9 protein-coding genes are annotated in these 13,179 nt (G+C 70.4%); 6 read left to right on the forward strand and 3 right to left on the reverse strand.

Annotation, left to right across the window (positions count from 1 at the left end; translation table 11 throughout):
- Positions 1–7: 7 nt before the first annotated feature.
- Complete coding sequence (locus ACIBLC_RS06960; RefSeq protein ID WP_399209895.1) at positions 8–1,168, forward strand: acyl-CoA dehydrogenase family protein; 1,161 nt, start codon at positions 8–10, stop codon at positions 1,166–1,168.
- Between the two features lie 88 nt (positions 1,169–1,256).
- Here ACIBLC_RS06960 and ACIBLC_RS06965 read toward each other — a convergent pair whose 3' ends face one another.
- A complete protein-coding gene (locus ACIBLC_RS06965) occupies positions 1,257–3,521 on the reverse strand; it encodes a PQQ-binding-like beta-propeller repeat protein (protein WP_399209684.1) in 2,265 nt (754 codons plus the stop codon).
- Positions 3,522–3,833: 312 nt separating this feature from the next.
- Between ACIBLC_RS06965 and ACIBLC_RS06970 the strand changes: the two genes are divergently transcribed.
- A complete protein-coding gene (locus tag ACIBLC_RS06970; protein WP_399209685.1) occupies positions 3,834–5,615 on the forward strand; it encodes a tannase/feruloyl esterase family alpha/beta hydrolase in 1,782 nt (593 codons plus the stop codon).
- A gap of 145 nt (positions 5,616–5,760) precedes the next feature.
- Here ACIBLC_RS06970 and ACIBLC_RS06975 read toward each other — a convergent pair whose 3' ends face one another.
- On the reverse strand, positions 5,761–6,522 hold the full coding sequence (locus tag ACIBLC_RS06975) for a hypothetical protein (protein ID WP_399209686.1): 762 nt from the start codon (positions 6,520–6,522) through the stop codon (positions 5,761–5,763).
- Positions 6,523–6,683: 161 nt separating this feature from the next.
- Positions 6,684–8,132 carry an argininosuccinate synthase gene (gene argG / locus ACIBLC_RS06980; protein WP_399209687.1) on the reverse strand — a complete coding sequence of 483 codons (1,449 nt, stop codon included), beginning with the start codon at positions 8,130–8,132 and terminating at the stop codon, positions 6,684–6,686.
- Positions 8,133–8,364: 232 nt separating this feature from the next.
- Between argG and ACIBLC_RS06985 the strand changes: the two genes are divergently transcribed.
- The 4 genes from ACIBLC_RS06985 to ACIBLC_RS07000 all read left to right on the forward strand — a co-directional run bounded on the left by ACIBLC_RS06985 (position 8,365) and on the right by ACIBLC_RS07000 (position 13,172).
- A complete protein-coding gene (locus tag ACIBLC_RS06985) occupies positions 8,365–9,414 on the forward strand; it encodes an ABC transporter substrate-binding protein (RefSeq protein ID WP_399209688.1) in 1,050 nt (349 codons plus the stop codon).
- A 43-nt stretch (positions 9,415–9,457) separates the two neighbouring features.
- Complete coding sequence (locus tag ACIBLC_RS06990; protein ID WP_399209689.1) at positions 9,458–10,303, forward strand: siderophore-interacting protein; 846 nt, start codon at positions 9,458–9,460, stop codon at positions 10,301–10,303.
- A 162-nt stretch (positions 10,304–10,465) separates the two neighbouring features.
- On the forward strand, positions 10,466–11,908 hold the full coding sequence (gene desA / locus ACIBLC_RS06995; protein ID WP_399209690.1) for a lysine decarboxylase DesA: 1,443 nt from the start codon (positions 10,466–10,468) through the stop codon (positions 11,906–11,908).
- Complete coding sequence (locus ACIBLC_RS07000) at positions 11,892–13,172, forward strand: lysine N(6)-hydroxylase/L-ornithine N(5)-oxygenase family protein (protein WP_399209691.1); 1,281 nt, start codon at positions 11,892–11,894, stop codon at positions 13,170–13,172. Before desA ends, ACIBLC_RS07000 begins: the two co-directional genes overlap by 17 nt.
- Positions 13,173–13,179: the final 7 nt, after the last annotated feature.

A 13,179-nucleotide genomic window follows, 5' to 3' on the forward strand; every position in this document is an offset into this window, starting at 1 on the left:
GATGCCCCTGGACCACCGCCTCTCCCCCGAACTCGACGAACTGCGGCGTACCGTCGCGGAGTTCGCCCACGACGTCATCGCGCCGAAGATCGGTGACCTCTACGAGCGGCACGAGTTCCCGTACGAGATCGTGCGCGAGATGGGCCGCATGGGCCTGTTCGGGCTGCCCTTCCCCGAGGAGTACGGCGGCATGGGCGGCGACTATCTGGCCCTCGGCATCGTGCTGGAGGAGCTCGGGCGCGTCGACTCCTCCGTGGCCATCACCCTGGAGGCGGGCGTCTCCCTGGGCGCCATGCCGATCCATCTCTTCGGCACCGACGCCCAGAAGGCCGAGTGGCTCCCCCGCCTCTGCTCGGGCGAGATCCTCGGCGCCTTCGGCCTGACCGAGCCGGACGGCGGCTCGGACGCCGGCGCGACGCGTACGACGGCGCGGCTCGACCCGGACACGGACGAGTGGGTGATCAACGGCACGAAGTGCTTCATCACCAACTCGGGCACGGACATCACGGGCCTGGTCACCGTCACCGCGGTCACCGGCCGCAAGCCGGACGGCGGGCCGCGCATCTCCTCGATCATCGTCCCGTCCGGAACCCCGGGCTTCACGGTGGCCGCGCCGTACTCCAAGGTCGGCTGGAACGCCTCGGACACCCGGGAGCTGTCCTTCCAGGACGTCCGGGTACCGGCGGCGAACCTGCTCGGCGAGGAGGGCCGCGGCTACGCCCAGTTCCTGCGCATCCTCGACGAGGGCCGCGTCGCGATCGCCGCCCTCGCCACCGGGCTGGCGCAGGGCTGCGTGGACGAGTCGGTGAAGTACGCCAAGGAGCGCCACGCGTTCGGGCGGAACATCGGCTCGTACCAGGCCATCCAGTTCAAGATCGCCGACATGGAGATGAAGGCCCACACCGCCCGCCTGGCCTGGCGCGACGCGGCCTCCCGCCTCGTCAGCGGCGACCCCTTCAAGAAGGAGGCCGCCCTCGCCAAGCTCTACTCCTCCACCATCGCCGTCGACAACGCCCGCGACGCCACGCAGATCCACGGCGGATACGGCTTCATGAACGAGTATCCGGTGGCCCGCATGTGGCGGGACTCCAAGATCCTGGAGATCGGGGAGGGTACGAGCGAGGTACAGCGGATGCTGATCGCGCGGGAGTTGGGGTTGGCGGGCTGAGGGGTGGCGGGCTTGGGGTCGGTGGACCGGGGGCCGGAGGGCTGGGGGCCGGTGGGTCGAGGGGTGTCCGGCTGACGGACGGCGTCGGTCAGTTCGGGCCCGCGGACGGCTGTGGGCTGGACGCGGAGCGGTCCGGGCGTACGGAGAAGGCCGTGTCGCCCGCGACCGCGACGATCGCGTCCTTCACCAGATGCACGCTCGGGACCGTGCTCTCCGCCGAGATGCCGGGGTCGTCGAGCTTGTCGGTGTTCCAGACTTCGGCTCCGGTCCGGCGGTCGAGCGCGAGCAGGCGGCCGTAGCGGTTGGCGAGATAGAGGGCGTCGTACTTCGACGACACCACCGGCTTCGAGAGGTTCTCGATCCGCGTCCCCCGCTGCCACAGCCGGGTGCCGTCGGCCGTCCTGGTGGCGGTGACGGTCCCGTCGGGCCGGACGAAGTAGGCGACGCCGCCGGCGAGGGTGACCGAGCCGCGCGGGGTGCCCGCCAGCGGGACCCGGGTGACGGCGCCCCCGGCCGGGTTCACCCGCAGCAGCGCCGTGTACGACTCGTCCAGGCCATCGATCGACTCGTACTCCCCGGACCTGGGCACCGCGAACAGCGGCTGCCCCTGGACGACGCCGAGCGGCACCGACCCGACGGGCAGCGTGGCGAGTTCGCGTGCGGTGCCCTTGGCCGGGTCGAGGCGTACCAGGCTCCTGGAGCCGAAGGCGGTGTCCTCCTGCCCGCACTGGCCGTAGGGGACGCCCGCCAGGGCCACCGGGACGCAGAAGTCGCCTGCCGACGACTTCGCCGGTGTCCGCCACAGCGCCTTGCCCGTCCGGATGTCGAAGGCGATGAACTCCGTCCTGTCGTCCGACATCGCCAGGGCGCCGCGGCTGAACAGGACGGCCGGGTCGACCTCGCTGACCGGATGGGCCCAGAGCCGTTTTCCGGTGCCCGCGTCAAGCGCGACCAGCCGCCACGACTCGGTCACGACCAGCTCGGGGTCCGGCTTCTCGTAGACGAGGACGGTCCCGTCCCGGACGCCGACGGGCAGCGCGGTCTGCGGGCTGACGCCGGCCCGCCACTCGACATGGCCGGAGGCCGCGTCGATCTTGGCGACCGTGAAGGCGGTGCCCGCGCAGTACACGAAGGAGCCGCCGGGCACGCAGCCGGACTCCGCGTTCGACACGACGTAGTCCGCGGACAGTTCGGCCCGGGTGAGGTTCGCGCGCCAGGGTTCCCAGCCGGTGGGAAGCACCGGAGCGGGGTACACGCCGGTGCGCAACTCGGCTTCCTCGCCGCTGCCCGGGTGCGACACCAGGTAGAACCCCGCCGCGCACACCGTGATGACGGCCAGAGCCACGCAGAGGACGAGGAGACGGCGGATCCGGCGTCGACGGGCGGCGGCGGCGCGGGCGGCGCCGCCCGCGGCCCCCTGCGTGTCCGCGAAGCTACGCGCGGCGTTCGCGCCGAGGGAGCCGCCCGCCGGCCTCCCGGAGAACGCGGGCGCCGCTTCTGCCCGCGGCGGGGCCGGCGCGCCGGAGCCCGCGGCGACCGTGTCCGGGAGGTTTCTGAACAGCCGGTGCAGCTCGGTGAGTTCGGGCCGGTCGGCCGGGTCCTTCTCCAGGCAGCGTTCGGCGATGCTCCGCAACGGCTCCTGGACCCCGTCGAGGTGCGGCTCCTCGTGCATCACCTGATAGCCCGTCAAGTACGGGCTGCCACCGTCGAAGGGACGGTTGCCGGTGGCGGCGTACACCAGCAGCGAGCCCAGCGAGAACACGTCGGAGGCGGCGGTGACGTCCCGGGGCGAGACGAACTGCTCCGGCGACATGAACGGCGGCGTGCCGATCAGCCGCCCGGTCACGGTGAGCGCCTGGTTGTCGGCGGCACGCGAGATGCCGAAGTCGATGACGCGCGGACCGTCGGCGGCCATCAGGACGTTGCTCGGCTTCAGGTCCCGGTGCACCACGCCCGCCTGGTGGATGTCCCGCAGCGCCTCGACCAGCCCCAGCGCCAGTGAACGCAGGTCGGGACCGTTCAACGGACCTCCCTGGGCCACGAGTTCGGCCAGAGTGCGGCCGGGCACGTACAGGGTCGCCATCCACGGCACCGGGGCGTCCGGATCGGCGTCCACCACCGGAGCGGTGAACGCACCGCTCACCCGCCGGGCCGCCGCGACCTCCTGCCGGAAGCGGGCGCGGAACTCCTCGTCCAGCGCGTACTGCGCGTGCACCACCTTGACCGCGACCTGCCGCCCGGAAGCCGAACGCCCCAGGTGGACGACCCCCATGCCGCCACTGCCGAGCCGGTCGACGAGCTCATAACCGCCTATGGACCCGATCGACTCCGATTCCCCGGTGCTCAGCGGCATCGCCGGTAACCCTTCCAAATCCCCTGTGTCGCACAGCTGTTCAGCGGCACCAGAGTAGTACCTGCGCCACGCCCGCCTCCCCGGTTCCGTTCCTGGCCTCTCACAGACACGCCCCAAACCCCTGACAAAATCGTCGACAATCTCGTCGACAGGTATTGCGCCGAGATTGCCGCCGGGCTACGTTCCATCGCTGTACCGGCGCTGTGCAGCCGTCTCCCTCCCCGCTCGCCGGACCGACCGCTGTCCAGGTCCGATTCGCGCTGCCCGCCCGCACGGCCCGTACGGCTCCCGACGATCGAATGGAGACTGAGCATGGCCACGCTGTTCAGATGGCACCGGTGGAAGTCCACCACCTTCATGGCCACTCTCGCCGCCGCCCTCGCGCTCGTTACCGGCGCGAGCCTCGCACTCGCCAACAGCGCGCCCGGCGGCACCCAGGCCTCCGCCTCGGCCGTCGCCACCACCGTGAGCAATACGGTGAGCGGTACGCCGTCCGGTATCGCACCGGTGGTGTCCTGCGCCGACATCGCGTCCAGGGACCTGGCCGCCGCCGTACCCGGCGTGCCTTTCGAGATCAGCTCGGCCACCGAGCTGGCCGCCGGCGCCAACACGCTCGGCAACTGGGCCGCCTGTGACGTGAAGGGCGTGATCGCCCCGCAGATCCACTTCGAGATCAAGCTTCCCAGGACCGGCTGGCAGGCCGACTACCTCCAGCTCGGCTGCGGCGGCCTCTGCGGCAACGTGAGCGTCAACAGCGCCCCGGCGTCGGCCGGTTGCGTACCGCTGACCAGCGGCGCCTTCGCCGTCGCCTCCAGCGACGAGGGCCACTCCCAGGGCGGCGGCCTGTTCTCCACCGACCCGACGCTGCGCGCCGACTTCGGCTACAAGTCGGACCATCTGCTGGTCCAGGCGGCCGAGGCGATCATCAAGGTCTACTACGGACAGGCCCCGGCCCACTCGTACTTCGACGGGTGCTCGCAGGGCGGCCACCAGGCCCTGACCGAGGCACAGCGCTACCCGACCGACTTCGACGGCGTCATCGCCGGCGCCCCGGCCAACAACTTCACCGCGCTGAACACCTTCTCGCACGCCTGGACCGCCCAGTCCGTCTACCTCGACGGCGGTCCGGCCACGATCACCAACGCCGACCTCGCTCCCCTCCACGCGGCCGCACTCAAGGGCTGCGACGCGCCCGCCGACGGCGTCATCGCGGACCCGCTGGCCTGCGACTGGGACCCGGCGAGCATCAAGTGCCGGGCGGGGCAGACCTCCACGGCCGACGCCTACTGCCTGACCGGGGACCAGGTCACCACCGTGCGCCGGATCTACGCCGGACCGACCGACGAGCACGGCAGGCTGCTGTACCCGGGCTACCAGTTGCGCGGCTCGGAGCTGAACTGGGCCGGTGTCATCACCCCGGCCACGGCGACCGGCGCCAGCGGCGACATCAGCTTCGTCCGCGAGACCATCCGCTACCAGATCTTCGACAGCCCGCGGCCGACGCTGACGTACAAGGACATCAGGTTCACCGCGGCCTACTACAAGAAGGTCATGGCGCTGGGCGAGGGCATGTACGACGCCACCGACCCCGACCTCACGGCGTTCAGGAAGGCCGGCGGCAAGCTGATCCTCTGGCACGGGCTGGGCGACCAGCACATCCCGGCCGTGGGCACGCTGGCGTACTACAAGGCCGTACAGAAGGTCATGGGCGGCGCCGAGGCGACCAGTCGTTTCGCGCGGCTGTTCCTGCTCCCCGGTGTCGCGCACTGCGGCGGCGGCCAGGGCCCGAACACCTTCGACGCGCTGACAGCGATCACCGACTGGGTCACCGAGGGCGAGGCCCCGGCCGCCCTGACGACCACCTCGGTCGACAGCGCCGGCAAGGTCACCGCCACCCGCCCCGTCTACCCCTTCCCCTACTACGCCAAGAACACCACGGGCGGCCCGGCGGACCAGGCGAGCAGCTACACCCCCGTGAAGTCCACCGCCGAGGCGAACCTGAGGCTGGACTGGCTCGGCTCCTTCCGCTCCGGCTACGAGACGGTCGGCAACTGGGTCGACGGGCGGTGGGTGGTGCGCAGGGGCAAGGCCTGACCGACCGATTGAGGTGGGGGCGCGGCGGGTGCGTACCGGCCGCGCACCCGCCGCTCCGCGCGTGGCCTGGCGGGGGCGTACGGCAGCGCGTCCGCCGCGCGTGCGGCCCGGCGGGCGCGTAGCCCGCACCCCCGCCTGCGGTCCGTCAGCCCAGCTTCGCGTCCTGCGCCTCGACCAGAGCGGCCGGAACGTCGAAGTCGCCCCCGGACACCGCGGCGTTGGCGTTGACGGTGCTGAACTGGGCGAGGGTGCTGCCGTGCCGGAAGACGACCGCCTTCACCGGGCCCAGCAGGTCGGTGTCCCCGCCGAGCGTCGCGGTGAAGGCGACCGCCTCGTCGCCCGCTTCCGGCGCGCTGCCCGCGGTCACCTCGCCCGGGTTCCCCGTACCGAGGGCGCCGGTCCGGAATCCGCCGTCGCACCCGGCGATCCCGCCGCCGAGCGCCTCGATCGCCGTACGCGCCTGGTCGGCACTGTCGTACGAGGCGAGGCTCACGGTGGTGGTGGAGACCGTGAACTCCGCGTCCAGCGCCCCGTCGTCGAGCTCGGACGTCACCCGCCGGTGCACGGTGGCCGCCGGTTTCCCGAGGGCCACCCCCCACATGACCTGACTGACCTCCGCGCAGTCCGCCTCCCCCGTACGGGCGTCCCTCTGCGTGAGGATCTCGGCCGCGGCGGGCTTCCTGACGAGGAACCCCTCGAGGTCGCTCTCGGTCAGGGCCAGCTTGTCCAACTGGGCCGCGGTGAGCGCTTCGGACGCCCGCCGGGTACTCGACGGAGAGGCCTCGCCGCCCTCTCCGCCGGAAGCGTCGTCGGAGTCACCACATCCGGCGACGAACGCGAGAGGGACGAGCAGGGCCACGAAGGCACCGGCGCGGGGACGGCTGTGGCGTATGCCGGAACTGTTCATGATGGGCTGCGGTCTCTTTCTCTGCCTCACCGACGGTGACCGACCGTCTGTCGGTCGACCCGGGGCGCACCCTGCCGTACCAAGGACGGCGGGCCCCGGCGGAAATGTATCCGCCGGGGCCCGCCGCACAGTGTCCCGGTGTCCAGGACCGGTTCCGGGTCTCAGTCCGTGCCCGACTCCATGGCCGCCCGGTCCAGCATCGTCTCCTCGTCCGGGGCCTCGCCGCGGGAGGCGATCGCCTCGGCGCCGCCCTCGTCCATGGCGCCGATGAGGCCGGTCGAGGCGGCCTGCGCGGCGCCGATCGGGGTCGGGTGGGCGCTGCCGACCAGGCCGAGCCCCACGTACTGTTCGAGGCGGGCGCGCGAGTCGGCGATGTCCAGGTTCCGCATGGTGAGCTGGCCGATGCGGTCCACCGGGCCGAAGGCCGAGTCCGCGGTGCGCTCCATGGAGAGCTTGTCCGGGTGGTAACTGAGCGCCGGGCCCTGGGTGTCGAGGACCGAGTAGTCCTCACCGCGCCGCAGCCGCACGGTCACCTCGCCGGTGATCGCCGCGCCGACCCAGCGCTGGAGCGACTCGCGCACCATCAGCGCCTGCGGGTCCAGCCAGCGGCCCTCGTAGAGCAGCCGGCCGAGCTGCCGGCCCTGGTTGTGGTACGCGGCGACGGTGTCCTCGTTGTGGATCGCGTTGACCAGGCGCTCGTAGGCGATGTGCAGCAGTGCCATGCCGGGCGCCTCGTAGATGCCGCGGCTCTTTGCCTCGATGATCCGGTTCTCGATCTGGTCGGACATGCCCAGACCGTGCCGGCCGCCGATCGCGTTGACCTCCATGACGAGGTCGACGGGCGAGGCGAACTCCTTGCCGTTGACGGTGACCGGGCGACCCTGGTCGAAGCCGATCGTCACGTCCTCCGCGGCGATCTCCACCGACGGGTCCCAGAACCGCACGCCCATGATCGGGTCGACCGTCTCGATGCCGGTGTCGAGGTGCTCCAGGGTCTTGGCCTCGTGCGTGGCGCCCCAGATGTTGGCGTCCGTGGAGTACGCCTTCTCCGTCGAGTCGCGGTACGGCAGCTCGTGCGCGAGCAGCCACTCCGACATCTCCTTGCGGCCGCCGAGCTCCGTGACGAAGTCCGCGTCCAGCCAGGGCTTGTAGATCCGCAGGTGCGGGTTGGCGAGCAGCCCGTACCGGTAGAACCGCTCGATGTCGTTGCCCTTGAACGTGGAGCCGTCGCCCCAGATCTGCACCCCGTCCTCGAGCATGGCCCGCACCAGCAGCGTGCCCGTCACGGCACGGCCCAGCGGCGTGGTGTTGAAGTACGGGCGACCGCCGGACCTGATGTGGAACGCGCCGCAGGCGAGTGCCGCCAGCCCTTCCTCGACCAGCGCGGCACGGCAGTCGACGAGCCGGGCGATCTCGGCGCCGTACGCGGAGGCTCGGCCGGGCACGGACGCGATGTCGGGTTCGTCGTACTGGCCGATGTCGGCGGTGTACGTGCACGGAACGGCACCCTTGTCGCGCATCCAGGCGACGGCGACCGACGTGTCGAGCCCGCCGGAGAAGGCAATGCCGACGCGCTCGCCGGTGGGGAGTGAGGTGAGGACCTTGGACATGGCAATATTATGCAAGAGAACGCATGATCATGCAAGGTCGATCCGTGCATGCCAAGGGGTGGAGAGCGGGAGGCGGTCGAACTCGCTCCACGTGAGAGGGATTCGAGGCAGCGCGCCGACGGATTTGCCCACCCGGAACCCCCGCCTCCTGGGCGACCGATGAGGTTAGGCTAACCTTCCTTCGAACCTGTCAGGCGGGCGCTCCCGCCCCGTGTCGAAAGCAGCCACACACATGTCCAACGCCCGTGCCACCCACCTCTCCCGTCGCGGCGTCCTCGCCGCCGGCGGTGCCCTCGGCCTCGGCGCCGTTCTCGCGGCCTGCGGCGACGAGGACTCGACGAGCAGCGGCTCGGCGGACGGGACGAAGGCAGCGGCGAGCGCCGGCCCCTGGACGTTCAAGGACGACCGCGGCACCACGGTGAAGCTGGACAGGACCCCGGCGAACATCGTCGCGTTCATCGGTGTGGCCGCCGCGCTGTTCGACTACGGCATCGAGGTCAAGGGCGTCTTCGGACCGACCAGGACGGCGGACGGCAAGGCCGACGTGCAGGCCGGCGGCATCGACATCAGCAAGGTGACGATCCTCGGCAACGAGTGGGGCCAGTTCAACATCGAGAAGTACGCGACCCTCACCCCCGACGTGCTGATCTCCACCCTGTTCGACGACGCGGGCACCCTCTGGTACGTGCCCGAGGAGTCCAAGGCCAAGATCCTCAAGCTCGCCCCGAGCGTCGGCATCTCCGTCTACGACCGCCAGATGCCGGTGTCGCTGGAGCGGCTGTACGCGCTCGCCGAGTCGCTCGGCGCGGATGTGAAGGCCGCGAAGGTCGTCGAGGCGAAGAAGAAGTTCGAGACCGCCGCCGAGCGGCTGCGCGCCGCCGCCAAGGCGCACCCCGACATCAAGGTGCTCGCCGGTTCCGCGAGCCAGGACATCTTCTACGTCTCCGGCTCGAACCTCTCCATCGACCTGGAGTACTTCAAGGCGCTGGGCGTGAACATCGTCGAGCCCTCGGCCAAGGTCCTGGAGGCCAGCGGCGGCTGGTTCGAGAACCTGAGCTGGGAGAACGTCGACAAGTACCCGGCGGACATCATCATCATGGACGACCGCACCTCGACCATCCAGCCCGCCGACATCACCGAGGCGACCTGGAAGAAGCTGCCCGCCGTCAAGGCCGGCCAGGTCATCGCCCGTACGCCCGAGCCGATCCTGTCGTACGACAAGTGCACCCCGATCCTCGACAACCTCGCCGAGGCCATCGAGAACGCCAAGAAGGTCGCCTGACCCCTTCCGGGCAGCGCACCCTGACCGCACCTCAGGAGCACCGATGCCGACGGCCGTAGCCGCCCCGTTCCGTTTCTTCTCCCTCCAGGTCGTACGGACGAGGCGGCTCGGTCCGTCGCTGGCCCGGGTGACTTTCGCGGGCCCGGACCTGCGCGCGTTCGCCTCCAACGGCCTGGACCAGAGCCTCTCCCTCTTCCTGCCGCACCCGGGCCAGTCCGAGCCCCGCGTCCCGGTTGAACTCGGCGACGACTGGTGGGCAGCCTGGCGCGAACTCCCGGACGACGTACGGGCGGTGATGCGCTCGTACACACTGCGGGCGCAGCGCGGAGACCCCGACGAGATCGACATCGACTTCGTGCTGCACGGCATGGAGCCGGGGGCCGCGACCCCGGCGGGGCCCGCCTCCCGCTGGGCGAACGGGGCGGCACCCGGGGACCGCGTCCTGCTGCTCGGCCCGGCGGTCGAGGACAACCGGGCGATCCGCTTCCGGCCTCCCCAGGACACCGACCTGGTGGTCGTCTGGGCCGACGAGACCGCCGTGCCCGCCGCCTCCGCCATCCTCGAAGCGCTCCCGGCCGGCACCCGCGCCCGGGCCTGGCTGGAGGTCGAGCACGCCGACGACATCCAGGATCTGGTGACGGCGGCCGACGTGGAGATCGACTGGCTGGTGCGCGTGGACGGGTCCCCCATGGCCGTCGACGCCGTGCGAGCCGCACAACTCCCGCCCGGCGAGAGGCCGTACGTCTGGATCGCGGGCGAGTCCGGCCAGGTGAGGGAGTTGCGGCGGCATCTCGTGCGGGAGCGCGGCATCGACCGCGGGCGGGTCACCTTCGTCGGCTACTGGCGGCGCGGGATGACCGAGGAGCAACTGCGCGAGCAGCCGGAGTAACCCCCCGGCCCCGGACGAGGCGTTCGTCACGTGTGGGACGCAGGAGACCACTGGGGCGGGGTCGCATGATCGAGTTAGGTTAGGCTAACCTAAGTTGACCCGTAGCGATCCCGCCCCCACTCATGTCCCGCTCGGACTCTCCCCGCACGGAGGAACCCCCACATGCGCTCGCACCTGCTCAACGACACGACGGCGGACCGGTACCGCCGCTCCGTGACCGACGGCATAGAGCGGGTGGCGGCCAAACTCGCCGCCACCGACCGTCCGTTCACGGGTGTCACGGTCGACGCCCTCGCTCCCCGTATCGAACAGATCGACCTGGACCGCCCGCTGCACGACACCAGCGCGGTCCTCGACGAACTCGAAGAGGTCTACCTCCGGGACGCGATCTACTTCCACCACCCCCGCTACCTCGCGCACCTCAACTGCCCGGTCGTCATCCCGGCCGTGGTCGGCGAGGCGGTCCTGTCGGCCGTCAACTCCTCCCTGGACACCTGGGACCAGTCGGCGGGCGGCACCCTCATCGAGCGCAAGCTCGTCGACTGGACCAACGAGCGCATCGGGCTCGGCCCGGCCGCGGACGGCGTGTTCACCTCCGGCGGCTCGCAGTCCAACCTCCAGGCGCTGCTGCTGGCCCGCGAGGAAGCCAAGTCGAGCGACCTCGCCAAACTGCGGATCTTCGCCTCCGAGGCCGGCCACTTCAGCGTCAGGAAGTCGGCCAAACTGCTCGGCCTGAACGCGGACTCCGTCGTGTCGGTCCCCGTCGGCCACGACAAGCGCATGCGGATGGTCGCGCTCGCCCACGAACTGGAACGCTGCGAGCGGGACGGCCTCGTCCCCATGGCCGTCGTCGCCACCGCCGGCACCACCGACTTCGGCTCCATCGACCCGCTGCCCGAAATCGCCGAGCTGTGCTCCCGGTTCGGCGCCTGGATGCACGTCGACGCCGCCTACGGCTGCGGACTGCTCACGTCGCTGAAGAACCGGCACCGCCTCGACGGCATCGAGCGCGCCGACTCCGTCACCGTCGACTACCACAAGTCCTTCTTCCAGCCCGTGAGTTCGTCCGCCCTGCTGGTCCGGGACGCCGCGACGCTCCGGCACGCGACCTATCACGCCGAGTACCTCAACCCGGCCAGCTCGGTGCAGGAACGTATCCCCAACCAGGTGGACAAGTCCCTCCAGACCACCCGCCGCTTCGACGCGCTCAAGCTGTGGATGACGCTCCGCGTGATGGGCGCCGACGGGATCGGCGAACTCTTCGACGAGGTCTGCGCCCTGGCCGAGGAGGGCTGGAAGCTGCTCGCCGCCGACCCGCGTTTCGACGTGGTGGTCACGCCCTCCCTCTCCACCCTCGTCTTCCGCTACATCCCGGCCGCGGTCACCGATCCCGCCGAGATCGACCGCGCCAACCTGTACGCCCGCAAGGCCCTCTTCGCCTCCGGTGACGCCGTCGTCGCGGGTACGAAGGTCGGCGGGCGGCACTACCTGAAGTTCACCCTGCTCAATCCCGAGACCACGACGGCCGACATCGCCGTCGTACTCGATCTGATCGCCGGCCATGCCGAGCAGTACCTGGGAGAGTCCCTTGACCGCGCTTCCTGAATCCGCCGTGAAGACCCACGACTTCATCGGTATCGGACTCGGCCCCTTCAACCTCGGCCTCGCCTGCCTCACCGAGCCGATCGCCGAACTGGACGGCCTCTTCCTCGACTCCAAGCCGCACTTCGAATGGCACTCCGGGATGTTCCTGGAGGGCGCGCACCTCCAGACCCCGTTCATGTCGGACCTGGTCACCCTGGCCGACCCGACGTCTCCGTACTCCTTCCTCAACTACCTGAAGGAATCGGGCCGTCTGTACTCGTTCTACATCCGGGAGAGCTTCTATCCGCTCCGGGTCGAGTACGACGACTACTGCCGCTGGGCGGCCTCGAAACTCTCCAGTGTCCGGTTCAACACGACGGTCACCGAGGTGAGTCACGAGGACGAGGTGTACGTCGTCCGCACGCAGGCCGGTGAGGAGTTCCGCGCCCGGCACCTGGTCCTCGGCACGGGCACCCCGCCGTACATCCCCGAGGCCTGCGCCGGACTCGGCGGCGACTTCATCCACAACTCCCGCTACGTGCACCACAAGCAGGAGTTGCAGCGCAAGAAGTCGATCACGCTCGTCGGCAGCGGCCAGTCCGCCGCCGAGATCTACCACGACCTGCTGAGCGAGATCGACGTCCACGGCTACCAGCTCAACTGGGTCACCCGCTCCCCGCGCTTCTTCCCGCTCGAGTACACCAAACTCACGCTGGAGATGACCTCCCCCGAGTACATCGACTACTTCCACGCGCTGCCCGAGCCGACCCGCTACCGCCTCCAGACGGAGCAGAAGGGCCTGTTCAAGGGCATCGACGGCGAGCTGGTCGACGCGATCTTCGACCTGCTCTACCAGAAGAACGTCACAGGCGGCCCGGTCCCCACCCGGCTGCTCACCAACTCCTCGCTCGACACGGCGACCTACCGGGACGGGACGTACACCCTCGGTCTGCGCCAGGAGGAGCAGGGCAAGGACTACGAGCTGCGCTCGCAGGGCCTGATCCTCGCCACCGGCTACCAGTACGCCGCACCGGAGTTCCTCAAGCCGGTCCACGACCGCCTGCGCTACGACTCGCGGGGCAACTTCGACGTGGCCCGCAACTACGCCATCGACACGACCGGACGCGGCATCTTCCTGCAGAACGCCGGCGTCCACACGCACTCGATCACCTCGCCGGACCTCGGCATGGGCGCGTACCGCAACGCGTACATCATCCGCGAGCTGCTCGGCACCGAGTACTACCCGGTCGAGAAGTCGATCGCGTTCCAGGAGTTCGCCGTATGAGCCGCCC

This window comes from Streptomyces sp. NPDC050535 (assembly GCF_044457665.1).
Lineage (GTDB): Bacteria > Actinomycetota > Actinomycetes > Streptomycetales > Streptomycetaceae > Streptomyces.

Excerpts from the sequence above, each read along its gene's own strand:
- ACIBLC_RS06965 (WP_399209684.1), bottom strand. The coding sequence starts at position 3,521 with ATGCCGCTGAGCACCGGGGAATCGGAGTCGATCGGGTCCATAGGCGGT.
- ACIBLC_RS06970 (WP_399209685.1), top strand. The coding sequence starts at position 3,834 with ATGGCCACGCTGTTCAGATGGCACCGGTGGAAGTCCACCACCTTCATG.
- ACIBLC_RS06975 (WP_399209686.1), bottom strand. The coding sequence starts at position 6,522 with ATGAACAGTTCCGGCATACGCCACAGCCGTCCCCGCGCCGGTGCCTTC.
- argG (WP_399209687.1), bottom strand. The coding sequence starts at position 8,132 with ATGTCCAAGGTCCTCACCTCACTCCCCACCGGCGAGCGCGTCGGCATT.
- ACIBLC_RS06985 (WP_399209688.1), top strand. The coding sequence starts at position 8,365 with ATGTCCAACGCCCGTGCCACCCACCTCTCCCGTCGCGGCGTCCTCGCC.
- ACIBLC_RS06990 (WP_399209689.1), top strand. The coding sequence starts at position 9,458 with ATGCCGACGGCCGTAGCCGCCCCGTTCCGTTTCTTCTCCCTCCAGGTC.
- desA (WP_399209690.1), top strand. The coding sequence starts at position 10,466 with ATGCGCTCGCACCTGCTCAACGACACGACGGCGGACCGGTACCGCCGC.